The following is a 21,985-nucleotide window of genomic DNA, read 5'->3' as shown; positions in this document are numbered from 1 at the left end:
TCAGCTGCCTCCGAGCCGGAACACCGAGCCGGCCGTGCGCGCCAGCACGCACAGGTCCTGCCACAGCGACCATGTCTCGATGTACCGGTTGTCGAAGCGGGCACGGTCCTCGATCGAGGTGTCGCCGCGCAGGCCGTGCACCTGGGCCAGTCCCGTGATGCCGACGGGCATCCGGTGCCGGGCCCGATAACCGGGGTGCATACGGCTGAACTGCTGGACGAAATAAGGACGTTCGGGGCGTGGCCCGACCAGGCTCATGTCGCCGCGTACGACGTTCCACAGCTGCGGCAGTTCATCGAGCGACGTCCTGCGCAGCATCCTGCCGACGGGGCTCATGCGCCGGTCCGCCGATACGTTCCACCGGGTGGCCGACTCGTGGGCGTCGGCCGGGCGCAAGGTGCGGAACTTCAGCAGGACGAACGGCTGTCCGTGCCTGCCGATCCGTTCCTGGCGGAAGACGACACCCGGGCCGTCGCACACGCGCACGGCGAGCGCGCAGGCGGCCAGCACCGGGGCCGCCGCGACCAGGGCGACCATCGCCAGGACCGCGTCCATCGCGCGCTTCACCCGGTGAGCCACCGGACGGTGCGGTCCGGCATACAGCGATTGGGCCGCGAAACCCCACACATGGTCCGGCCGGGGCGCGGTCCGGCACTGTGCGACCGCTCCCTGATCGGTGATCAGCCACACCCGGCAGCCGTGCCGCGCGAACAGGGCGAAGAGTTCCGCTCCGTCGGACACGGCCTCGGGCGGGGCCGTGAAGACGGCGTGCCGTACGGAGTTCTGCACGACCGCCCGGCCGGCGTCCTGCACCGACGTGAGGACGGGCAGCGGCATTTCGCCGGGCGCCTCGTCCACGTCCTCGCCGGAGCCCACCACCCGGCCGACCGGCCGCATGCCGTACCGCCGGTGCTCCTGCAGAACGGAGATGACCCGGTCGGCGACCGGACCGTCGCCGACCACAAGGGTGGAGTGCGGACTGCGTGCGGCCGACCACAGCCGGGACCGGTGGACGACGGCGCGTGCCCCGCAGCTCACCAGGGTCTGCAGGCCGGCCGCGCAGCCGAGCGCCACCCACCCGGCGGCATACCGCGGGTCGTACGCGGACAACGCCTCGGCCACGACGTACCACTGCACGACGGCCAGCCCGGCCAGCGCGGGCAGCTCCGCCAGAGCGGACGGGGAGAGCCCCAACCGGTACAGACCCCGGTAGGCGTGCAGGAGTGACTGGACGGCGGCCTGCAGGAGAACGACGACCGGCGGCCACGGCCCGGGGGCGACCAGGATCACGGCCAGGCCGAGCGCGAGCACGTCGGAGGCCATGAGCGCCGCCGGGGCCCGCCGTCGCGTGACGCGCCCGGCGGGCCGTGGGGCCGGAGCGTCCTCCCCGCTGCGCGGCGGGCGGATGGCGGACGCCACACGCCGTACGTCGGTCGCCTGGGCGGCTCGGGGAACAGGTGCACTCTCCGTCGTCATCGCTCGGTGCGCTTCCTCGTCGTGGGGCGGGACTGTCCGACAAGTTCCTCGTAGAGGTTCAGGACCGCGCCGGCGGTCCTCGTGACGTCGAAGACCGACCGGGTGCGGCTCTGCGCCGTGCGGCCCAGCTCCGCCCGCAGCGCCGGGTCGCTCAGCAGTGTGGTCAGCGCCGCCGCGAGGGCCCCGGGGTCATCGGGCGGCACGAGGCAGTGAGGCAGGTGTCCGGGCGGCAGGCTCTCCCTGGCCCCGTTGACGTCGGTCAGCAGGACGGGTGTGCCGCAGGCCATGGCTTCGAGGGGGGCCAGCGCCATCCCCTCCCAGCGTGAAGGGAGAACCAGCAGATCCGCCGCGTGGATCCAGGGCCGCACATCCGTGCTGGCCCCGGCGAACAGCACGCCGGGAGGCGCGGTGCGCCGCAGCTCGCCCCCGCACGGTCCGTCGCCGACCAGGACCAGCCGCGCACCACTCACCGCTGCCGTCCGCCAGGCTCGCAGCAGCACGTCCTGGCCCTTCTGCCGGCTCAGGCGTCCCACGCACACGGCGAGCGGAACGCCGGCCGGGATCCCGTCGAGCAGTGGCAGCGAGGCACGGGCCGACGCGCGGGCATCCTCGCAGGAAGGCCGGAAGCGGCCGAGGTCGATGCCGTTGTGGATCACCGACCAGCGTGCCGTGATGCCGGCGCGCTGTCCGGCCCGGCGCTCGGACTCGCTGACGCAGAGGATGCGGTCGCTCCACCGCGCCCCCAACCGCTCCCACGCCGCGGCCAGCCCGGCGGCCCTGCCCTCCAGGGCCTCGAACGACCAGGCGTGCGGCTGGAACACCGTCGGAACCCGGCCGCGTACGGCCAGACGCCCGGCGAGTCCCGCCTTGGCGCTGTGGGCGTGGATGACGTCGGGAGCGCACGCACGGATCAGCCGGCTCGCCGTGACGACCTCCCGGCCCAGCCGGGGGCCGGGGGCGCGCTCCGCCGGCCAGGCGCACACCCGGGCCCCGGCGGTGGACGCCTCGGCCGCCAGCGGCCCGTCCGGCGGGCAGGCCACGACGGGACGAAGCCCTGCCCGCACCTGCGCCGCGACGAGGTCGGTCACGACCCGCGCGACGCCTCCCTCCACCGGCTGGACCAGGTGAAGGACTGTCAGTCGACTTCTGTCGGTGCAACTCTTCTGCAGCACGCACGGCTCTCTTTCACATGCCCCCGAAGAGCCGGTTCGGATAAACACCGGCGGCAATGAATATGGTGGCGGAGATCGAGTGGGTAAAACCGAAATGCACTTTGGCAGACCGCGCGTGGGAAAACACGCAGACTCGCGCTCGTGTCCAACTGGATCACCTCCGGCCAGGCCGCCGACCACCGGTTCCTCGAATCGTGCGGCGTGTCAGGTGACGATGACTGACTCTGTCCATGAGTGTGTCGCATGATGACAGTGCTGTACGCCTCTGCTCGTATCCCGAGAGCCCTGGATACGACGGACGATAATGTGCCGCATTTACGGACGAGTTGAGCACCCGAATTCCGGCTGCCCGTGTTCCGGCCGTCCGGGGCGGCATTCTCCGGCCCCGCCCTCTTCCCGGGTGCTTTCCGCGCGAACCGGCCAACCACGTCGAAACGGCCCCGGGATCCCGCGTGCGCCGGATGTACTGCCGGTCAGGCCTTGTACCCGGGAGTGCGGCCGAAGGGGCAGTATCGGGTACAACTCGTGATGATCGTCCGTCCTGTGGCGGTCCGCGAACGGCCGATGAGGACAGAGGAGAAGCGATGGTTCACGAACGGGCCGGTCAGCCGGCGCAGCCCGGAGACCTGGTGGACGTGGCGCGGCTGGTGACGGCCTATTACACGGTTCATCCCGACCCGGCCGAGCCCGCTCAGCGTGTGGCCTTCGGAACCTCGGGTCACCGCGGATCAGCGCTCGCGGCGGCGTTCAACGAGGACCACATCGCCGCCACCACCCAGGCGATCTGTGACTACCGGGAGCGGCAGGGCACCGACGGGCCGCTGTTCCTCGGCGCGGACACCCACGCACTGTCCGAGCCCGCCCGGATCACGGCCGTGGAGGTACTGGCCGCCAACGGCGCCACCGTCCTGATCGACACCGACGACGGGTACACCCCCACCCCGGCCGTCTCGCACGCGATCCTTACGTACAACCGGGACCGCACGGGCGGCCTCGCCGACGGCATCGTCGTCACGCCGTCGCACAACCCGCCTGCCGACGGCGGGTTCAAGTACAACCCGCCGCACGGCGGACCTGCCGGGTCGGACGCCACCTCCTGGATCCAGGACCGCGCCAACGCTCTGATCGAGGGAGGGCTGAAGGAGGTCCGGCGGATCCCCTACGCCCGGGCGCTGGCCGCCGACACCACCGGACGGCACGACTTCCTGACCGGTTACGTCGACGATCTCCCGGCCGTCCTCGACCTGGACGCCGTACGCGATGCCGGGATCCGGATCGGCGCCGACCCCCTCGGCGGCGCCTCGGTCGCCTACTGGGGGCGGATCGCCGAGCGTCACCGGCTCGACCTCACCGTGGTCAATCCGCTCGCCGACCCCACCTGGCGTTTCATGACGCTGGACTGGGACGGGAAGATCCGGATGGACTGCTCCTCGCCCTACGCCATGGCCTCCTTGATCGCGCGGCGCGACGCGTACACCATCGCCACCGGCAACGACGCCGACGCCGACCGGCACGGCATCGTCACGCCCGACGGCGGGCTGATGAATCCCAACCACTACCTGGCCGTCGCGATCCGCTACCTCTACTCCCACCGTGAGGGCTGGCCGGCCGGAACTGGCATCGGCAAGACCCTGGTCTCCTCCTCCATGATCGACCGGGTCGCCGCAGACCTCGGACGGCAACTGGTGGAGGTCCCGGTGGGTTTCAAGTGGTTCGTCGACGGGCTGTTCGGCGGCACCCTGGGATTCGGCGGCGAGGAGTCCGCGGGAGCCTCCTTCCTGCGCCGCGACGGCCGGGTGTGGACCACCGACAAGGACGGCATCCTGCTCGCACTGCTCGCCTCGGAGATCACGGCCGTCACCGGCTCCACCCCCTCCCAGCACTACGGCGAACTCACCGCCAGGTTCGGCGATCCGGCCTACGCCCGGGTCGACGCCCCGGCGACCCGCGAGCAGAAGGCGGTGCTGGCCCGGCTCTCCCCGGAGCAGGTCACCGCGGACACGCTGGCCGGTGAGCCGATCACCGCCGTGCTCACGGAAGCGCCCGGAAACGGCGCGGCAATCGGAGGGCTCAAGGTCTCCACCGACAGCGCGTGGTTCGCGGCCCGTCCGTCCGGCACGGAGGACGTCTACAAGGTGTACGCGGAGAGCTTCCAGGGTGCCGGACACCTGGCCAGGGTCCAGGAAGAGGCCCGCGCCCTGGTCTCCGACGCACTGGGCGCCACGGGTTGAGCGTCCGGGCGGGCGGGCCCGGCCCCGGGAGCGCCCGCCCTCACGTCCGGGATCCGTGGACGTCCGGGCCGAGCCGAGCGGCCGGTCATGCGCCGGGGACGGTGTGCTTGACCTGCTGGAGGAAGGCGGCGTTGTCGGGGGTCCTGCGGATCCTGTCCAGCAGCGCCTCCAGCGTGGCCTGGGCGTCCCTCGCACGCAGAGCGCGCCTGAGTCCCCGTACGGCGGTCAGTTCCGCCGAAGGCAGCAGGAGTTCCTCGCGGCGGGTGCCGGAAGGGGTGATGTCGACCGCGGGGAAGACCCGTCGGTCCGCCAGCGCCCGGTCGAGCCGGAGCTCCATGTTGCCGGTGCTCTTGAGCTCCTCGAAGAAGTAGTCGTCGGCGCGGGAGCCGGTGTCCACCAGCACGGTCGCCAGGATGGTGAGCGAACCGCCCTCCTCGGCGAGCCGGGCCGCCCCGAACAGCTTCTTGGGGCCGATGAGCGCCGCCGCGTCCACGCCGCCGCTCAAAGTGCGGCCGCCGGCCCCGGCGTTGTTGTTGTGCGCCCGGCACAGCCGGGTGAGGGAGTCCAGGAGGATCACGACGTCCTGGCCCTGCTCGACCAGCCGCTTGGCACGTTCCACGGCGAGGTCCGCGAGGGCGATGTGTTCCTTGGCGGGCCGGTCGAACGTGGAGGAGTACACCTCGCCCCGCACGGAACGGCGCATGTCAGTCACTTCTTCGGGGCGTTCGTCCAGGAGGACCACCATCAGGTGGCATTCGGGGTGGTTGACGGCGACCGACGCGGCGATCTGCTGCAGGAGCACGGTCTTGCCGGTCTTCGGCGGTGCGACGATCAGGCCGCGCTGGCCCTTGCCGACCGGTGAGACGAGGTCGATGATCCGCGGGGCGGGTCCGCCGTCCGGCCGCTCCAGGCGCAGCCGCTCCCGGGGGTGCAGCGGAGTGAGGTCACGGAAGTGCGGACGGCCCCGGAGCTCGTGCGCGGCACGGCCGTTGACGGACTCGACGGTGGACAGCGAGCGAGGACGCTCGCAGGTCCCTTCGACGACATCACCCTTGCGCAGGCCGTGCTGCCGGATCAGTGCGGGCGACACCTGGACGTCGCGGGAGGAGGGATGGCCGCCGTCGGTGCGCAGTACGCCGTGTCCGTTGTTCGTGGTGTCGAGGACACCGACGGTGCGGACGGGCTGATTCTGCCGGGTTACGGGGCGTTCGAGTGTGCTGGTCATGGTGGGTCCTTTCGCGGACATGGCGAATGAGAGTCCGGCGAAGGCAAGGCGGCGGAATCACGCCTCGTACGACGGGCGAAGAAGCCCGGACCGGACGGAAGAGATGGTGCGAGAAGCTGGATCGCCGGTCATCGGAGGACGGGCGCAACAGCGGGGGGAGAAGCACCGGCGTCCTGATCGGACGTTCACGAGTGCTGACCGCACCGTACCACGCAAGGACGGATAGGGGAAGGGGTGGGACTACCGGCAAGGGTTCGGCCTGGTCCTGCGGCACGCGGGGGCCGCGCCCTCCCTGGCCTTTTCCACGAACGTCGGCGCCCCTTCAGCCTCAGCCGCTCAGGCCGCCGACGGCGATGTGCCGGCCACGGCCTGAGCGGCGAAGCTCAGCCGTCCCCGCGGAATGCCCGCAGGATCTGCTCGGCGGCCAGGGTGGCGGTCAACTCGCCCCCGCGGACGCGCTGTTCGAGCTCCGGGGTGAGGGAGCGCACCGCCGGGTGGCTGCGCAGCCCGTCCAGCAGCTCGTCGCGGACCATCGCCCACGTCCAGTCCACCTGCTGCTCGCGGCGCTTGGCCGCCAGCCGCCCGGTGGACTCGAGGAGCATACGGTGCTGCTCCAGCCGTTCCCAGAGTGCGTCCAGACCGGTCGATTCCCTGGCGCTGCACGTCATCACCGGAGGAGTCCAGGCCGCGTCCACCGGGTGCATCAGCCGCAGAGCGCCCGCCAGTTCACGTGCCGCCGCGCGGGCGTCGCGTTCGTGCGGGCCGTCGGCCTTGTTGACCGCGATGGCGTCGGCCAGCTCCAGGACGCCCTTCTTGATGCCCTGCAGCTGGTCACCCGTACGGGCCAGGGTGAGCAGCAGGAAGGTGTCGACCATGTTGGCGACCGCGGTCTCCGACTGTCCCACCCCGACCGTTTCCACCAGCACCACGTCGTAGCCGGCCGCCTCCATGACCACGATGGACTCGCGGGTCGCCTTGGCCACCCCGCCCAGGGTCCCGGCAGTGGGGGAGGGGCGTACGAACGCCCGCGCGTCCACCGCCAGCCGCTCCATCCGGGTCTTGTCGCCCAGGATCGAGCCGCCCGTACGACTGGACGACGGGTCCACCGCGAGCACCGCGACCCGGTGCCCGAGGCCCGTGAGCAGGGTGCCGAGCGCATCGATGAACGTGGACTTCCCCACCCCCGGCACCCCGCTGATGCCGATGCGCCTGGCCCGCCCCGAACGGGGCAGCAGCTCGCTCAGCAACCGCTGCGCCAGCACCCGGTGATCGGGGCGGGTCGACTCGACGAGAGTGATCGCGCGGGCCACGAACGCCCGCTTCCCGTCGAGCACACCTTTCGCGTACGCGTCGATGTCGATGTGTTGCGCCATCCGTCAGCGGCTCACAGCTCGTGGCCGAGCGCGGCACCGAGCCGCGTGACCAGGTCGTGGGCGGCGTCCGGGATCACCGTGCCGGGCGGGAACACCGCGGCGGCACCCGCCTCGTGCAGAGCGTCGATGTCCTGCGGCGGAATCACCCCGCCCACCACGATCATGATGTCCTCCCGGCCCTCGGCGGCCAGTTCCTCACGCAGCGCGGGTACGAGCGTGAGGTGGCCGGCGGCGAGCGACGAGACGCCGACGATGTGTACGTCGGCCTCGACGGCCTGCCGGGCGACCTCGGCCGGGGTCTGGAACAACGGGCCGACGTCGACGTCGAAGCCCAGGTCGGCGAAGGCGGTGGCGATCACCTTCTGGCCGCGGTCGTGTCCGTCCTGGCCCATCTTGGCGACGAGAATGCGCGGACGCCGTCCCTCCGCCTCCTCGAAGTCATCGACGAGCGTGCGGGTGCGGTCCACGGACGGGGACTCTCCTGCCTCTTTGCGGTACACCCCGGAGATCGTACGGATCTGGCCCGCGTGCCTGCCGTACACCTTCTCCAGCGCGTCCGAGATCTCCCCGACCGTGGCCATCGCGCGGGCCGCCTCGACCGCAAGGGCCAGCAGATTGCCCTCCAGGTCCGGTCCCGGGTCCCGCTCCGCCGCCGTCGTCAGCGCGCGCAGGGCGTCCTGGCAGGCGACCTCGTCCCGCTCCTCGCGCAGCCGCCGGAGCTTCTCGATCTGCTGCGTACGCACGGAGGAGTTGTCGACTTTGAGGACGTCGATCTTCTCGTCGGTCTCCACCCGGTACTTGTTCACGCCGATGACGGGCTGGCGTCCGGCGTCGATGCGGGCCTGCGTGCGGGCCGCGGCCTCCTCGATCCGGAGCTTCGGGATGCCCGCGTCGATGGCCTTCGCCATGCCGCCCGCCTGCTCGACCTCCTGGATGTGCTGCCAGGCCCGCCGCGCGAGGTCGTGGGTCAGCCGTTCCACGTAGGCGCTGCCGCCCCACGGGTCGATCACACGCGTGGTTCCTGACTCCTGCTGGAGCAGCAGCTGGGTGTTGCGTGCGATGCGCGCGGAGAAGTCGGTGGGGAGAGCGAGTGCCTCGTCGAGGGCGTTGGTGTGCAGCGACTGGGTGTGGCCCTGGGTGGCGGCCATCGCCTCGACGCAGGTGCGGGTCACGTTGTTGAACACGTCCTGCGCGGTCAGGGACCAGCCTGATGTCTGCGAATGGGTGCGCAGTGAGAGGGACTTGGAGTTCTTCGGGCCGAACTCCTTGACGAGTTTGGCCCACAGCAGGCGGGCGGCCCGCAGCTTCGCGATCTCCATGAAGAAGTTCATGCCGATCGCCCAGAAGAACGAGAGGCGCGGGGCGAAGGCGTCCACGTCCAGGCCGGCGGCCTGCCCGGCCCGCAGGTACTCCACCCCGTCGGCCAGGGTGTATGCCAGCTCCAGGTCGGCCGTCGCGCCGGCCTCCTGGATGTGGTAGCCGGAGATGGAGATCGAGTTGTAGCGGGGCATCTTCTGCGAGGTGAACGCGAAGATGTCGGAGATGATCCGCATCGAGGGGGCGGGCGGATAGATGTAGGTGTTGCGGACCATGAACTCCTTGAGGATGTCGTTCTGGATGGTCCCGGCAAGCTTCTCCGGCGCGACGCCTTGTTCCTCGGCGGCCACGATGTAGAGCGCGAGGACGGGCAGCACCGCGCCGTTCATCGTCATCGACACCGACATCTTGTCCAGCGGGATGCCGTCGAAGAGCTGGCGCATGTCGTAGATCGAGTCGATGGCCACGCCCGCCATGCCGACGTCGCCGGTCACCCGGGGGTGGTCGCTGTCGTAGCCGCGGTGGGTGGGCAGGTCGAACGCGATGGACAGGCCCTTCTGTCCGGCCGCGAGGTTGCGCCGGTAGAAGGCGTTGGATTCCTCGGCCGTGGAGAATCCGGCGTACTGACGGATCGTCCAGGGCTGGTTGACGTACATCGTCGGGTAGGGGCCCCGCAGGTACGGCGCGATGCCCGGGTAGGTCCCTAGGAAGTCGAGGCCCTCCAGATCCCGCCCGGTGTACAGCGGCTTGACCTCGATGCCCTCCGGGGTCTCCCAGAGCAGTTCGTCGTCGGACCCGCCCGTCGACTCCTTCACCGCTGTGCGCCACCGGTCCTCGGACACCTCGGACGGAGCGCCCCCGGCCAGGGGGACGTCGGAGAAGTCCGGCACCACGGGCACGTCGGCCCCGGTGGTCTCGGGGGTCTGCATCACGCCACTCCCATGCGGTCGAGTTCGGAGGAGAGGACGGCGACGACATCGCAGCCGGCGAAGACATGGACATCGGCGCCCGTGTACTCGCCCGGGCGCCCGGCGAGGAAGATCTGCTCGGCGCCGGCCGCCCTCAGTGCCGTGGCGACATCGTCGGCCTGTTCGGCGTAGAGGGCGTCGGTCGAGCAGAGGCAGGCGATTCCGGCGCCACTGGCCGTGAAGGCCGCGGCAGCGGTCGACGCGTCCACCGAGACGGGTTCGTGGACCGGCTCGATGCCGCCCGACAGGAAGAGATTCGCCGCGAAGGAGGCCCGAGCGGTGTGCACCGAGGCCGGCCCCAGCGCGGCGATGAACACCTTCGGGCGGCTGCCCGTGGCCGCGAGGTACGCGTCCGACCTGGCCCGCAGCACCTCGAACGCCTCGTCGCGCCGGACCTTGGGCAGCCCGCCGCCGGACGGTGCGGCAGGGGCGGACTCGCGCTCCACCGGCCGCTCGTGGAGGGCCGGGAATTCGCTGACCCCGGTGACAGGCTCCTTGCGCCGCGCCAGGTCCTTGCTCCGGGCCGCCCAGGTGGCCGCGAGCCGTTCCTGGACCATGCCGGAGCGGAGGGCGGCGGCCTGACCGCCTGTCCGCTCGACCTCCTGGAAGAACGCCCAGGCGGCCGCGGCGAGTTCATCGGTCAGCCGCTCGACGTACCAGGAACCGCCCGCCGGGTCCGTCACCCGGGCAAGATGCGACTCCTCCATGAGGATCGTCGAGGTGTTGCGGGCGATCCGCCGGGCGAACGCGTCCGGCAGACCCAGTGCGTGATCGAACGGCAGTACGGTGACCGACTCGGCTCCGCCGACGCCCGCACCCAGACAGGCCAAGGTCGTCCGCAGCATGTTCACCCACGGGTCACGGCGCGTCATCATCACCGACGAGGTCACGGCGTGCTGCCGCTGCGCCCCGGCACCCGGGGCCCCGCAGACCTCGGCGACACGGGACCACAGCCGCCGGGCCGCGCGCAGCTTCGCGATCGTCAGGAACTGGTCGGCGGTCGCCGCGTAGCGGAACTCCAGTTGTGCGCACGCCTCCTCGACGGTGAGTCCCGCCGCCGTCAGCGTCCGCAGGTAGGCGACACCGGTGGCCAGGGACAGCCCCAGCTCCTGAGCGGCGGAGCCGCCCGCCTCGTGATACGGCAGCGCGTCCACGGCCAGGGAGCGCAGCCCGGGATACTCGCGGGAGCACAGCCGTGCCCAGTGGGCGGCGCCGCTCAGCTCCGGCTCCGCACCTGTACGCGCGGCCTGCCCGAGCGGATCCACCCCGAGGCTGCCGCGCGCGGCCTCCTTGGCGACCCCCCGGGCCTCGTAGAGTCCGAGCAACTCCCGGACGGCGGGCCCGGGATCGGCGCCCGCGTCGAGCACGAGGGGCGCCAGGTCGAGGTAGACGCCCTCCAGCGCACGGGCGAGGCCGGAGACCGGAACCCCACCGGGCCCGCCGACGGCCAGCCAGAGCGACGTGACGCCGTTCTCCAGATCACCGAGTACGGCCTCGTTCAGGCGTACGGGATCAGCCAGCTCGTGGCGCTGGCGCACCTCCCAGCCGTCCGTGGTGTTCCCCGTGGCCCTGCTGCCCCGGGTGAAGGGCGCGAAGCCGGGCAGACCGGGGTCCGCCGATGCGTCGATGGAGGTGTACAGAGGGCGGACTGTGAGCCCGTCCCCGAGCGCGGTGGACAGCGCCTCCTCGGCGGCCGTGCCCGTGACTTCCTTGCCCGACCTGCGCAGTACGCCTTCGACAAGGCTCTGCCACTGATCGTGGGAAGGGTCGGCGAACTCGGCGGCCAGAGAAAGCCCGTCAGCAGGCAGGACCGTCATGCTCAGATGCTAGGTCAGCACTCTGACGAGCAGCAGGGCCACCGGCTGTGACCTTGCACTCTCCGAAATGTTCCGGATTCGCTGGGTAGAGCGGCCTTGTCCTCGGATCGCGACCGGAGACGAAGCCCGACGCCGGGCAGGGGGATTGGCGTCGGGCCCCCTCGGTCAGGCGCCGACGTAGGCCGCGAGGTGCTCGCCGGTGAGGGTGGAACGGCCGTCGACGAGGTCGGCCGGTGTGCCCTCGAAGACGATCCGGCCTCCGTCGTGGCCGGCTCCCGGCCCGAGGTCGATGATCCAGTCGGCGTGCGCCATGACCGCCTGATGGTGCTCGACGACGATGACCGACTTGCCGGAGTCGACGAGCCGGTCGAGCAGGCCGAGCAACTGCTGGACATCGGCGAGGTGGAGGCCGGCGGTCGGCTCGTCGAGGACGTAGACGCCGCCCTTCTCGGCCATGTGGGTGGCCAGCTTGAGCCGCTGCCGCTCGCCGCCGGACAGGGTGGTGAGCGGCTGGCCGAGGCTCAGGTAGCCGAGCCCCACGTCGGCGAGCCGCCCGAGGACGCGGTGCGCGGCGGGCGTGTGCGCCTCTCCGGCGCCGAAGAACTCCGCGGCCTCGGCCACCGACATCGCGAGCACCTCGCTGATGTCGCGGTCGCCCAAGTGGTATTCGAGGACCGATGCGTCGAACCGCTTGCCCTCGCAGTCCTCACAGGTCGTCGCGACACCGGCCATCATGCCCAGATCGGTGTAGATGACGCCCGCGCCGTTGCACGTCGGGCAGGCGCCCTCGGAATTGGCGCTGAACAGCGCCGGCTTCACCCCGTTGGCCTTGGCGAACGCCTTGCGGATCGGGTCGAGCAGCCCGGTGTACGTGGCCGGGTTGCTGCGCCGCGAGCCCTTGATCGGGCTCTGGTCGACCGACACCACGTTCTCGCCGGCGGGGACCGACCCGTGCACGAGCGAGCTCTTGCCGGAACCGGCGACGCCGGTGACGACGGTCAGCACCCCGAGCGGGATGTCTACGTCGACGTCCTGCAGGTTGTGGGTCGACGCCCCGCGGATCTCCAGTGTGCCGGTGGGCTTGCGCACCGACTCCTTGACGGCGGCCCGGTCGTCGAAATGCCGGCCGGTGACGGTGTCGCCCGCCCGAAGCCCGTCGACGGTGCCCTCGAAGCAGACCGTGCCGCCCGCGCTGCCCGCCCCGGGCCCGAGATCGACGATGTGGTCGGCGATCACGATCGTCTCCGGCTTGTGCTCCACGACGAGCACCGTGTTGCCCTTGTCCCTGAGCCGCAACAGCAGTTTGTTCATCCGCTGGATGTCATGGGGGTGCAGGCCGATGGTGGGCTCGTCGAAGACGTAGGTGACGTCGGTGAGCGAGGAGCCGAGGTGGCGGATCATCTTGACGCGCTGCGCCTCGCCTCCCGACAGTGTGCCCGCAGGCCGGTCGAGCGAGAGATAGCCGAGGCCGATCTCCGCGAACGAGTCGAGAGTCCGCTGAAGCGCGGCGAGCAGCGGCGCCACCGACGGCTCCTGGAGGCCGCGCACCCATTCGGCCAGGTGGCGAATCTCCATCGCGCAGGCGTCGGCGATGCTGATCTTCCCGATCCTCGAGGAGCGGGCGCCCTCGCTGAGCCGGGTGCCGTCGCACTCGGGGCAGGTGGTGAAGGTGACCGCACGCTCCACGAACGCCCGGATGTGCGGCTGCATCGCCTCCTTGTCCTTGGACAGGAAGGACTTCTGGATCTTGGGGATCAGCCCCTCGTACGTGAGGTTGACGCCGTTGACCTTGACCTTGACCGGCTCTCCGTAAAGGAAGGCCTGCAGTTCCTTCTTGGTGTATTTGCGGATCGGCTTGTCCGGGTCCACGAAGCCCGACTGGGCGTAGACCTGCACGGTCCACTGACTGTCCGACTTCCAGCCGGGGATGGTGAACGCGCCCTCGGCGAGCGACTTGGAGTCGTCGTAGAGCTGCGTGAGGTCGATGTCGGAGACCGAGCCCCGGCCCTCGCAGCGCGTACACATCCCGCCGGTGCGGTTGAAGGTCGCCTTGACGGTTCTGGTCTTGGCGGCGCCGCGTTCGACGGTGATCCCGCCGCTCGCCCGGACCGAGGCGGTGTTGAAGGAGTAGGCGCTGGGCGGTCCGATGTGCGGCTCGCCGAGCCGGCTGAAGAGGATGCGCAGCATCGCGTTGGCGTCGGTGGCCGTGCCCACCGTGGAACGGGGGTCGGCACCCATCCTCTGCTGATCGACGGTGATCGCGGTCGTCAGCCCGTCGAGGACGTCGACCTCCGGCCGCGCCAGCGTCGGCATGAAGCCCTGGACGAAAGTGCTGTAGGTCTCGTTGATCATCCGCTGCGACTCGGCGGCGATCGTGCTGAACACCAGTGAGCTCTTGCCGGAGCCGGAGACGCCGGTGAACACGGTCAGCCGGCGCTTCGGGATCTCGACGCTGACGTCCTTGAGATTGTTCACGCGCGCTCCGTGCACGCGGATCAGATCGTGGCTGTCGGAAACATGCGGCGCGGGCGCCTGCGTGTCCGTCCTCGTGGCCATGCTCGTCGTTTCCCCATCTGTTGCGCGGCACCGCCCGGGCGGTGCCGTCGGCGTCGCCGGGGCGGTGCCGGCGACGGTCGTTGTCTATCAGAACCGCGGTGTCGTCCGGGGTGGAATCACCTGCGGGGCCGGCTGAAGCGCAGCATGTTGCCGGAGGGGTCGCGGAAGGCGCAGTCGCGGACGCCGTACGGCTGGTCGACCGGCTCCTGGAGCACCTCGCCACCCGCCGCACGGATGTGCTCGAAGGTGGCGTCGCAGTCGTCGGTGCTGAAGACGACACCCCGCAGCAGGCCCTTCGCCAGCAGTTCCGCCATGGTCGCCCGGTCGGCGGGGGAGGCGTCGGGGTCAGCGAGCGGCGACTCGAGGACGATCTCCACACCGGGCTGGGACGGAGCGCCGACGGTCACCCAGCGCATGCCCTCGAACCCGACGTCGTTGCGCACTTCCAGGCCGAGGACGTCCCGGTAGAAGGCCAGCGCCTTGTCGTGGTCGTCGACGGCGATGAAGCACTGTGCAAGCTCGATCTCCATGCGAACGACGCTACGGGCGGCGGGAAGCTTTCGCTTCTCGATTCCTGACCGGTCGCGTGTGGATCCTGACGTCGCGGACCGGGATGGCGGCACCCGCGTCGTGCGGGCGGCCGCTCCGCCACGCTGCGAAGCGCCGGCACTGTTGCGGGCGTACGGGTCGGGGGAGGCGTGCGGCACAACACCTGGTCGCTTATGTCGGCAATTTTCACAGTGCGTCACTGATTGCCCGAAGTTATGCTGCTGTCGATCCAGAACCGCAGGGGAAGGGCGCATCGTGGCCGTGGGACCCGTGGAGTACCTCGTAGTCACCTTTCCCGGCGGCCGCTTCGCCGACGCGATCGCGCCCGTACTGGCCGATGCCGTCGCGTCCGAGGCGGTCCGCATCCTCGACCTGGCCTTTGCCCGCAGAGCCGCAGGCGGCAGCGCCGTCGAGCGTGTCGAGCTGCGGGAGATGGACCCCCAGGGGCTGGTGGCGTTCGATCCGCCGGACGACCGTCCGGCCGGGTTGCCGTTGATCACGGATCTCGATGTACTCGAACGCCTGCCCGAAGACAGCTCTGCCGCGCTGATCGTGTGGGAGGACCTCTGGTCGGTACCCCTCACCCGGGCGGTCGAGGCGGCGGGTGGCCGGCTCCTGGCGCACGAGCGGGTGCCGGCGGACGGCGGAGACGATGTCATCACGCTGCTCGAGAGGCTCGCCGACCTGAAGCAGCGGGGGGTTCTCACCGACGCGGAGTTCGCGGCGCAGAAGACGAGGATCCTCGCCGACTGATTCCTCACCGGCCGGTGCCCCGGTACCTCACGTTCCCTTTGTCGATATTCGTACGCCGTGCGACGTTGATTCCGACCTGCAGTCTGTCGGGAAAGAGGCAGTTCATCGTGCAGACCGCCCGGGCCGTCCCCGCCTCAACCGTTGTCAATCTCCGCGATCTGGGTGGAATCGCCCTGGGCAGTCACCGTCGCCTGCGGCAGGGAATCCTCCTGCGCTCGGGCCAGCTGAGCGATTTCGACGCGGAGCACGACATGGCGGTGGCCGCGCTCGGCATCCGCACCGTCGTCGATCTGCGCACCGCCGACGAGCGCCGGTGGGCGCCGGACCGGCTTCCGACGGGTGCGAGGCTCTTCGTGGCCGACGTCCTCGGCGACAATCCGGGCGTCACGCCGGCGCGGCTCAAGGCGCTGCTCAGTGACCCGGACGGAGCAGCCGGTCTGCTCGGCGGCGGGAAGGCGGAGGAACTGTTCGCGCAGACGTACCGGAAGATGGTCCTCTCCCCGGGGGCCGCGGCCGCCTACCGCGCCTTCCTGGACACCGTCGCGGACCCGCGGGCGAGGCCGCTGCTCTTCCACTGCGCGACAGGTAAGGACAGGACGGGCTGGGCCACCGCGCTGCTTCTGATGATGGCGGGCGCCTCGCGTGAGGTCGTACGCGCGGAGTTCCTCGCGGTGAACCGGGCGGTGCGCGCGGCCTTCGGGCCCGCGGTACGCCGTTTTCTCGACGAGGGCGGGGACCCGGACATCGCGTCCGCGGTCATCGAGGCCCGGCCCCGCTATCTCGAGGCGGCCCTGGACGCGATGGACGAGCGCTGGGGCGGACTCGACGGTTATCTGAGCAAGGCCCTGCGCCTCCCCCCGGCGGTGGCCGAGCGGCTGCGCGCCGACCTGGCCGTCCCCGTCTGACGGCCGGCCCGGTACGCGCACCGGCCCGGGCCGCGTCGCAGGACGTGACCCCGGGCCGGTGTGCGGCGGCCGCGCCGCTCAGATCTTCAACAGCTGTTCGCCGATGTCGCGGTAGCGCTGAAGCGCTACGCGGAGCTCCTCCGTCTGCGCTTCGGTGTCCTGATCCTGCCAGCTCGCGCGCAGGACACGACGGCGTTCCGCGAGGGCCTCGGTCAGGCCCGAGACGATCTGGTCGAAGGTGCTGTCCGCCTCCTCCACCGCCCGGCGAGGGCTCTCGACGAAGTCGGTGACCGCGTGCTGCATGCGCAGCGACAGCTTGTCCTGGTCGTCCTGGGACACCAGGGGCCGGTCGGTGCCGGCGGCCTGGTGGTGGCCGGTCCGCTCGGCCCGCGCGGTGGCGGGGGCCGTACGCGGGGCGGGTGGAACGCTGAGGTCTCCAGGGCCCCCGAGCTTCGGCTCGAGGCCCTTGCCGTCCGCCGGCGTGTTCACGGTCGCCGCTTCCGGAGTCCTGCCAGGCGCGGTTCCGGGCGCCCGGTCGGCTGTGGTTCCCGGGGTGCCGGTGTGCCGGGGCTCCGTGGCGAGGACGGGCTCTGTCGTGCGCTCGGTGTGGTCGGTCATGCTGCACTGCCTTTCGCCTCGTGCCGGTCCGTCCGGGCCGGCTCGTCCGGTGCGTCCGCGAGAAGTACGTCGAAGAGTGCCCGGGACTCGATCAGGGCCTTCCGCATCTCCTCCGTGCCGCCCTGGCCGCGCACGGCCGTGTGCACCCTGCGATAACCGTCGACCTGCTCGGCGTGGTGGACCGAGAGGGCGTCCGTCTGCTCCTGGAAGCTGTCTCCGTCCGGGAAGCCCCGGTCACGAGCCAGCTGTGCCAGAAGCGCGTCGGCCTCGACGACCGCGTCCCTGGGGGAGTCGATGAACTGTTCCTGCACCTCGGCCCAGCGGCGGACGTACGCCTCACGGGCTTCCGGCCGCAGGGGCCGCTCGGAGAGGGAGCCGTGCGCCTTCACGCGCTCGGAGAGCTCGTGCTCGGCCGCCTTGGTGTCGCCGTCATGACGGGCGACCGTTCGGTCGTACTCGGGTCCGAAGCGGCGCTGCAGCCCACGCCCACCGGTCCCACGTCCACGGACGAGGAAGAGGGCGAGCGCTGCCACCAGGACGACGGCAACGATGATCACCACGGTCGTCATGGCCGACGCTCCCGTCGGTTCGCGGTCGGTGCGTCGTGCTGTTTCACTCTCGTCAACCCCTTCCGGTTCGGGCCCGGTTCGGTGTATGGACCGGGCCGCGTGCATCAGGCGTGTACCCCCTCGGCGCCGTTCATGCCGGGAATGCTCCCGGTATCCTGGAAGGCGCCGGCCGGTCCGGACGTCCCCGGCCGAACACGGCGCCGTCCGGCACGAGTTGCGAGAGGGGCACGCGGTGACCGAGCGCAAACCCGCAGGGGTCAGCTTCGAGACATGGGTGGACCGGCAGATCCGCGAGGCCGAGGAGCGAGGTGCCTTCGCCGACCTGCCCGGCGCCGGCAAGCCGATTCCCGGCCTCGACAGGCCCTACGACGCGATGTGGTGGGTCAAGGCGAAGATGGAGCGTGAGGGGCTCTCGGCGCTCCCGCCCTCGCTGGCACTGCGGAAGGCGGCCGAGGACGCCCGGGACGAGGCGTCCCGCGCACGGTCGGAGGCGGAGGTCCGACGCGTTCTGACCGAGGTGAACGAGAGGATTCGCGAGGCACTGGCCAGGCCGCCGGAGGGCCCGCCGCTGAACCTCGAGCCGTTCGACATCGACGCGATCGTGGCGGAGTGGCAGGCAGAGCGGCGCGGTCGCTGAGCGCGGTGCGCGCCCCGCACCTGGAATGCGTAATACTCAACTCATGAGATCGAGCATTACGGACCGGCGCGGCGGGGTCCAGGTCAGACGAGCCGTCGCACGGGACGCCAAGCGGCTCACCCGTCTGGTCACCACGTCGGGTGCCTACGAAGGCCCCTACGCACCCATGGTCGCGGGGTACAAGGTCGGCCCCGACTACATCGAAGCGAACGACGTCCACGTGGCCGTGGACGAAGACGGCCGGGTGCTCGGCTTCTACGCGCTGGTCATGTCCCCGCCGGAACTCGATCTGATGTTCGTTGCCGACGAGGCTCAGGGGCGGGGTATCGGACGGCTCCTCATCGGTCATCTGCGCGAGGAGGCGCGCCGCGCCGGCGTCGCCGCCGTGCGCGTGGTCGCACACCCTCCGGCCGAGGGCTTCTACCGCAGCGTGGGCGCCGAACGCACCGGCACCGTCGTGGCCCGTCCGCCCGCGGTGATGTGGGACCGGCCCGAGCTGCTGCTCACGACCGACGGCGGCCCCTGAGCCGCACGGCCCGGCCGGATCCCTGATCGCGGCCGGGCCGTTCGTATGTGCCGGGGACGGGGACCGCTACGACCAGCCGCCGTACGGACGGGTGATGAGTTCCAGCCCGTGACCGCTGGGGTCGGGGAAGTACACCCCGCGTCCGCCGTCGTTGTGATTGATCTCGCCGGGGTGCTTCCGGTGCGGATCGGCGTAATACGCGATCCCCTGCTCCTCGATGCGGCCGAAGGCGGTGTCGAACTCTGCCTCCGAGATCAGGAAGGCGTAGTGCTGCACGGTGATCGATTCGGCGGGAACCGTCGCGAAGTCCAGCGTGACGCCGTTCGCGAGGACGACCGGGATGAAGGGTCCCCATTCGGTTCCGACGGTGAGATCCAGGATATGTGCCAGGAAATCGGCGGACTCGCGGTTGTCCCGGCTGTGAACGATGGTGTGATTCAACTCGACTGACACTGTGGAATGCCTCCAACAGGCATCTCACGGGCTACCTCCACGCCTCACCCAGCCGGTGACCGACGCGCGATGCCGTACGACGATCTTAAGCGAGTTGTCACGGTGCGTCGAGGTTTGGCCCTCGGTCTGCGTCGATTTCCGGCCTGCCCTCGCCTGCCCTCCCGGACGCCGGTGTGGTGCATTTCCCGGCGGCTGCCACCATGGGGAGCATCGGCAGTCGCGCTGTCCCGCGACTGCCCGGACCGCGGGTGATCCAGGATTCACGACGGCTCCGCGGGGAACCAGTACCACCTCTACGAGGTGGGGGAGGCATCGATGGGACAGATACCGACGGGCAGTGGTGGGACCGGGAGAGACAGGCCGGGAACGAACCCGCGCAGCGGACGGCAGGAGACCGAGGAGGAGCGGGCGGACCGGCAATGGGGCGACCTGCTCCAGGAACTCCGGGTCGCGCAGACCGGCGTTCAGATCCTCTTCGGCTTCCTGCTCGCGGTGGTCTTCCAGCCACGCTTCGCCGATCTCTCCACCGTCGACCGGAACATCTACGTCGTGACCGTCATGCTGGGGTCAGCGACCGCGGCGGCACTGATAGGGCCCGTGTCGTACCACCGGCTGCTCACCGGCCGCCGGATGAAACCGCAGACGGTCACCTGGGCCTCACGCCTGACGAAGCTGGGGCTCGTCCTGCTCTTCTGCACGATGTGCAGCACGCTGCTGCTCATCCTGAGGGTGGCGCTGCACAACGTGGCGGCGTTGTGGCTGGTGGGCGGGATGGCCCTGTGGTTCCTGGTCTGCTGGTTCGTTTTCCCGCTGTGGGCCATCGCCCGGGACCCCGGCCGACGGCCGGCCGACGGGGGAGGGGCCCGGGACGGTGACGGAGAGGACCGGGACGGCGAGGGATCCGAACCTCGTCCCTGAGCTCGTCAGGCCTCGTCCACGTTCGCCGGGCTGCGTACGTCCGTCACGGTGAAGAGCCCGCCGTCCGGGTCCCGCAGGGTCGCCTCACTGCCGTGCTGCACGCCGCGCCGCTCCATGAGGGTCCCCCCGTTCCGCTGTGCGGCGAGGACCGTCGCATCCACATCGGCGACCGGGAACTGCACCTGCCAGTGCGGGCGCACCTGCGGGTCGGGAGCGGACTCCACGGCACCGGAGCTGATCCGGGCCAGCGGGCGTCCGTTGCAGCGTACGAGCACCTCTTCCTTGACGTACGCCACCTCGCAGCCGCCGGGCTCCCCGCTCTCCCAGCCGAGGACCTCGCCGTAGAAGATCGCGGCGTCGAAGGCGTCCCTGGTGCGCAGCCGGAGCCAGGCGTGTGCCCGGTTCCCGGACGGGGCCAGCGTGGCAGCGCGTCCTGTCCACTCCCAGACGCCGAAGGACGCGCCGTCCCGGTCGGCGGCCAGGACCGCGCGGCCCTGCCCCACCGTCAGCGGGCCCACCGCCACGGTGCCGCTGCGTTCGCGGATACGGGAGGCGACGACATCGGCGTCCCGGACGGAGAAGTACGGCATCCAGGCCACGGCGACCTGGTAGGCGGACGCGACCGCGCCGATGCCCGCCACCGGCACCCCGTCGGAGCGGGCCATCACGAAGTCCCTGCCCAGCGGCCCGAGGCGGAACGTCCAGCCGAGAACTGCGCCGTAGAAGAGCTGCGCGTCCGCCAGGTCGCGGGTCACCAGGTGGACCCAGCACGGGGCGCTCGCACCGCTCAGAACCGCCGGTTCCGGCGCGGTCCGCGGATCGCTAGGAGTCATGGTCCCACTGCCTTATCGGTTCTGCGGCATGACTTCTTCGGTGCCGCGCGGCCAGGACCAGCCTCATGCGCCGCGGCGACTCCCGCAACACGCGGCAGCCGCGATCACACTCCGCCCCGGGGTGGGGCGTTCGTGATGTCGAGGAAGACGTGCTCGGCCTCCGGCCAGGACCTGGCGATCGACCGCTTGATCCGGACGGCGACCCGCTCGACCTCCTCGCTGTCGATGCCGGGTGCCAGATCGACCCTGGCAGCCACCAGCACCGAGTCGAGGCCGAGGCCCATGGTGAACAGCGCCGCCACGTTGTCGATCTCGGCCTGGGCGGTGAGGAGATCCTCCACGCCCCGGCGCAGCCCGGGATCGGCGGACTCCCCGATCAGCCGGTCGCGGGCGTCCTTGCCGAGCCGGAAGGCGACGTAGACCAGCAGCATGCCGATCCCCAGAGAGGCCGATGCCTCCCACACGACGTCTCCCGTGACCATGTGCAGCACCATCCCCGCCATGGCCAGCACCACGCCCAGTACGGCCGTGCTGTCCTCGGCGATCACCGTTCTCAACGCGGGGTCTCGGGCGGCGCCCTTCTCCCCTCGGAGCTGCATCAGCGCGCGGACCAGCGAGCTGCCTTCCGCGAGGAGGGCGACCCCGAGGACGATCAGGCCGACCGTGTATCCGTCGGGTGACTCCTGCTCGTGGCGGCCCAGTGCCTCGAAGCCCTGGAAGAACGAGAAGCAGCCCCCCACGACGAAGATCCCGACGGCCGCGAGCAGCGACCAGAAGTAGCGCTCCTTGCCGTAGCCGAAGGGGTGCCGGGCGTCGGGTGGGCGTCGGCTGCGCCGCAGCGCGGCCAGCAGAAAGACCTCGTTCACGCTGTCCGCCACGGAGTGGGCGGCTTCGGACAGGAGGGCGGGCGAACCCGAGAAGAATCCCCCCACCCCCTTGGCCACGGCGATGACGAGGTTGGCGGCGAGTGCGACCAGGACGGTCACGCGGGTCTTGCGGTCGGACTCCGGCCGCTTCATATGTCCCCCGGTTCCATGCTCCTCCGATCGAAGGTGAAAGGTGACGGGCCCCGGGGCAGACGTCCGGGCC

At 70.8% G+C, this 21,985-nt stretch carries 19 protein-coding genes; 6 read left to right on the top strand and 13 right to left on the bottom strand.

The window, feature by feature from the left end:
* Entirely contained in the window at positions 1–1,476 is a 1,476-nt protein-coding gene (locus tag ACFWFI_RS12865) for an exopolysaccharide biosynthesis polyprenyl glycosylphosphotransferase (protein ID WP_387388520.1), read from the bottom strand.
* Positions 1,473–2,648: a glycosyltransferase family 4 protein gene (locus tag ACFWFI_RS12860; protein ID WP_387388518.1), complete on the bottom strand. Its 1,176-nt coding sequence runs from the start codon at positions 2,646–2,648 to the stop codon at positions 1,473–1,475. Before ACFWFI_RS12860 ends, ACFWFI_RS12865 begins: the two co-directional genes overlap by 4 nt.
* Before the next feature lie 584 nt (positions 2,649–3,232).
* Here ACFWFI_RS12860 and pgm point away from each other — a divergent pair.
* On the top strand, positions 3,233–4,879 hold the full coding sequence (pgm, locus tag ACFWFI_RS12855) for a phosphoglucomutase (alpha-D-glucose-1,6-bisphosphate-dependent) (protein WP_387388515.1): 1,647 nt from the start codon (positions 3,233–3,235) through the stop codon (positions 4,877–4,879).
* An 85-nt stretch (positions 4,880–4,964) separates the two neighbouring features.
* On the opposite strand, the gene rho is transcribed toward pgm, so the two are convergent.
* From rho to ACFWFI_RS12825, 6 genes are all read right to left on the bottom strand, one after another.
* On the bottom strand, positions 4,965–6,104 hold the full coding sequence (gene rho, locus ACFWFI_RS12850; RefSeq protein ID WP_387388513.1) for a transcription termination factor Rho: 1,140 nt from the start codon (positions 6,102–6,104) through the stop codon (positions 4,965–4,967).
* Between the two features lie 383 nt (positions 6,105–6,487).
* Complete coding sequence (gene meaB / locus ACFWFI_RS12845; protein ID WP_387388511.1) at positions 6,488–7,477, bottom strand: methylmalonyl Co-A mutase-associated GTPase MeaB; 990 nt, start codon at positions 7,475–7,477, stop codon at positions 6,488–6,490.
* Between the two features lie 11 nt (positions 7,478–7,488).
* Positions 7,489–9,723 carry a methylmalonyl-CoA mutase gene (gene scpA, locus ACFWFI_RS12840; protein ID WP_387388508.1) on the bottom strand — a complete coding sequence of 745 codons (2,235 nt, stop codon included), beginning with the start codon at positions 9,721–9,723 and terminating at the stop codon, positions 7,489–7,491.
* The gene (gene mutA, locus ACFWFI_RS12835) at positions 9,723–11,579 is read right to left on the bottom strand and encodes a methylmalonyl-CoA mutase small subunit (protein WP_387388506.1); all 1,857 of its coding nucleotides are present in this window, start codon (positions 11,577–11,579) and stop codon (positions 9,723–9,725) included. The genes scpA and mutA overlap by 1 nt, the downstream gene beginning before the upstream one ends.
* A 165-nt stretch (positions 11,580–11,744) precedes the next feature.
* Positions 11,745–14,135 carry an ATP-binding cassette domain-containing protein gene (locus ACFWFI_RS12830; protein ID WP_387388503.1) on the bottom strand — a complete coding sequence of 797 codons (2,391 nt, stop codon included), beginning with the start codon at positions 14,133–14,135 and terminating at the stop codon, positions 11,745–11,747.
* Between the two features lie 116 nt (positions 14,136–14,251).
* On the bottom strand, positions 14,252–14,665 hold the full coding sequence (locus ACFWFI_RS12825) for a VOC family protein (protein ID WP_387388501.1): 414 nt from the start codon (positions 14,663–14,665) through the stop codon (positions 14,252–14,254).
* Between the two features lie 274 nt (positions 14,666–14,939).
* Here ACFWFI_RS12825 and ACFWFI_RS12820 point away from each other — a divergent pair, with 274 nt between their 5' ends.
* Together ACFWFI_RS12820 and ACFWFI_RS12815 are read left to right on the top strand one after the other, a co-directional pair.
* Positions 14,940–15,437, top strand: coding sequence for an SHOCT domain-containing protein (locus ACFWFI_RS12820; protein WP_387388498.1), 498 nt, complete (start codon positions 14,940–14,942; stop codon positions 15,435–15,437).
* Positions 15,438–15,544: 107 nt separating this feature from the next.
* Entirely contained in the window at positions 15,545–16,342 is a 798-nt protein-coding gene (locus tag ACFWFI_RS12815; RefSeq protein ID WP_387388495.1) for a tyrosine-protein phosphatase, read from the top strand.
* Positions 16,343–16,420: 78 nt separating this feature from the next.
* Here the strand turns inward: ACFWFI_RS12815 and ACFWFI_RS12810 are convergent, their stop codons facing one another.
* Positions 16,421–16,960 (bottom strand): hypothetical protein, encoded by a 540-nt coding sequence (locus ACFWFI_RS12810; protein ID WP_387388493.1) that lies wholly within the window; start codon positions 16,958–16,960, stop codon positions 16,421–16,423.
* A complete protein-coding gene (locus tag ACFWFI_RS12805) occupies positions 16,957–17,529 on the bottom strand; it encodes a hypothetical protein (RefSeq protein WP_387388491.1) in 573 nt (190 codons plus the stop codon). The genes ACFWFI_RS12810 and ACFWFI_RS12805 overlap by 4 nt, the downstream gene beginning before the upstream one ends.
* A gap of 232 nt (positions 17,530–17,761) precedes the next feature.
* Here ACFWFI_RS12805 and ACFWFI_RS12800 point away from each other — a divergent pair, with 232 nt between their 5' ends.
* Positions 17,762–18,166: a DnaJ family domain-containing protein gene (locus ACFWFI_RS12800; protein ID WP_387388488.1), complete on the top strand. Its 405-nt coding sequence runs from the start codon at positions 17,762–17,764 to the stop codon at positions 18,164–18,166.
* 43 nt (positions 18,167–18,209) lie between these two features.
* A complete protein-coding gene (locus ACFWFI_RS12795; RefSeq protein WP_387388486.1) occupies positions 18,210–18,692 on the top strand; it encodes a GNAT family N-acetyltransferase in 483 nt (160 codons plus the stop codon).
* Between the two features lie 66 nt (positions 18,693–18,758).
* On the opposite strand, the gene ACFWFI_RS12790 is transcribed toward ACFWFI_RS12795, so the two are convergent.
* Entirely contained in the window at positions 18,759–19,145 is a 387-nt protein-coding gene (locus tag ACFWFI_RS12790) for a VOC family protein (RefSeq protein ID WP_387388483.1), read from the bottom strand.
* A gap of 315 nt (positions 19,146–19,460) precedes the next feature.
* On the opposite strand from ACFWFI_RS12790, the gene ACFWFI_RS12785 reads away from it, so the two are divergent.
* The gene (locus tag ACFWFI_RS12785; RefSeq protein WP_387388481.1) at positions 19,461–20,063 is read left to right on the top strand and encodes a DUF6328 family protein; all 603 of its coding nucleotides are present in this window, start codon (positions 19,461–19,463) and stop codon (positions 20,061–20,063) included.
* A gap of 5 nt (positions 20,064–20,068) precedes the next feature.
* Here ACFWFI_RS12785 and ACFWFI_RS12780 read toward each other — a convergent pair whose 3' ends face one another.
* Both ACFWFI_RS12780 and ACFWFI_RS12775 read right to left on the bottom strand, forming a co-directional pair.
* Positions 20,069–20,896 carry a VOC family protein gene (locus ACFWFI_RS12780; RefSeq protein ID WP_387388479.1) on the bottom strand — a complete coding sequence of 276 codons (828 nt, stop codon included), beginning with the start codon at positions 20,894–20,896 and terminating at the stop codon, positions 20,069–20,071.
* Positions 20,897–21,000: 104 nt separating this feature from the next.
* The gene (locus ACFWFI_RS12775) at positions 21,001–21,915 is read right to left on the bottom strand and encodes a cation diffusion facilitator family transporter (RefSeq protein WP_387388476.1); all 915 of its coding nucleotides are present in this window, start codon (positions 21,913–21,915) and stop codon (positions 21,001–21,003) included.
* Positions 21,916–21,985 lie beyond the last annotated feature (70 nt).

Origin of the sequence: Streptomyces sp. NPDC060209 (assembly GCF_042728155.1) — a bacterium.
Taxonomy (GTDB): Bacteria; Actinomycetota; Actinomycetes; order Streptomycetales; family Streptomycetaceae; genus Streptomyces.
The sequence above is the reverse complement of the archived record's forward strand: the minus strand, read 5'-3'. Positions and strand labels throughout refer to the sequence as shown.

Bases quoted from the DNA above. Each gene is read 5' to 3' on its own strand.
- ACFWFI_RS12825 (WP_387388501.1), bottom strand. From the start codon at position 14,665: ATGGAGATCGAGCTTGCACAGTGCTTCATCGCCGTCGACGACCACGAC.
- scpA (WP_387388508.1), bottom strand. From the start codon at position 9,723: ATGCAGACCCCCGAGACCACCGGGGCCGACGTGCCCGTGGTGCCGGAC.
- ACFWFI_RS12780 (WP_387388479.1), bottom strand. From the start codon at position 20,896: ATGACTCCTAGCGATCCGCGGACCGCGCCGGAACCGGCGGTTCTGAGC.
- pgm (WP_387388515.1), top strand. From the start codon at position 3,233: ATGGTTCACGAACGGGCCGGTCAGCCGGCGCAGCCCGGAGACCTGGTG.
- meaB (WP_387388511.1), bottom strand. From the start codon at position 7,477: ATGGCGCAACACATCGACATCGACGCGTACGCGAAAGGTGTGCTCGAC.
- mutA (WP_387388506.1), bottom strand. From the start codon at position 11,579: ATGACGGTCCTGCCTGCTGACGGGCTTTCTCTGGCCGCCGAGTTCGCC.
- ACFWFI_RS12830 (WP_387388503.1), bottom strand. From the start codon at position 14,135: ATGGCCACGAGGACGGACACGCAGGCGCCCGCGCCGCATGTTTCCGAC.
- rho (WP_387388513.1), bottom strand. From the start codon at position 6,104: ATGACCAGCACACTCGAACGCCCCGTAACCCGGCAGAATCAGCCCGTC.
- ACFWFI_RS12795 (WP_387388486.1), top strand. From the start codon at position 18,210: ATGAGATCGAGCATTACGGACCGGCGCGGCGGGGTCCAGGTCAGACGA.
- ACFWFI_RS12865 (WP_387388520.1), bottom strand. From the start codon at position 1,476: ATGACGACGGAGAGTGCACCTGTTCCCCGAGCCGCCCAGGCGACCGAC.
- ACFWFI_RS12775 (WP_387388476.1), bottom strand. From the start codon at position 21,915: ATGAAGCGGCCGGAGTCCGACCGCAAGACCCGCGTGACCGTCCTGGTC.
- ACFWFI_RS12805 (WP_387388491.1), bottom strand. From the start codon at position 17,529: ATGACGACCGTGGTGATCATCGTTGCCGTCGTCCTGGTGGCAGCGCTC.
- ACFWFI_RS12810 (WP_387388493.1), bottom strand. From the start codon at position 16,960: ATGACCGACCACACCGAGCGCACGACAGAGCCCGTCCTCGCCACGGAG.
- ACFWFI_RS12785 (WP_387388481.1), top strand. From the start codon at position 19,461: ATGGGACAGATACCGACGGGCAGTGGTGGGACCGGGAGAGACAGGCCG.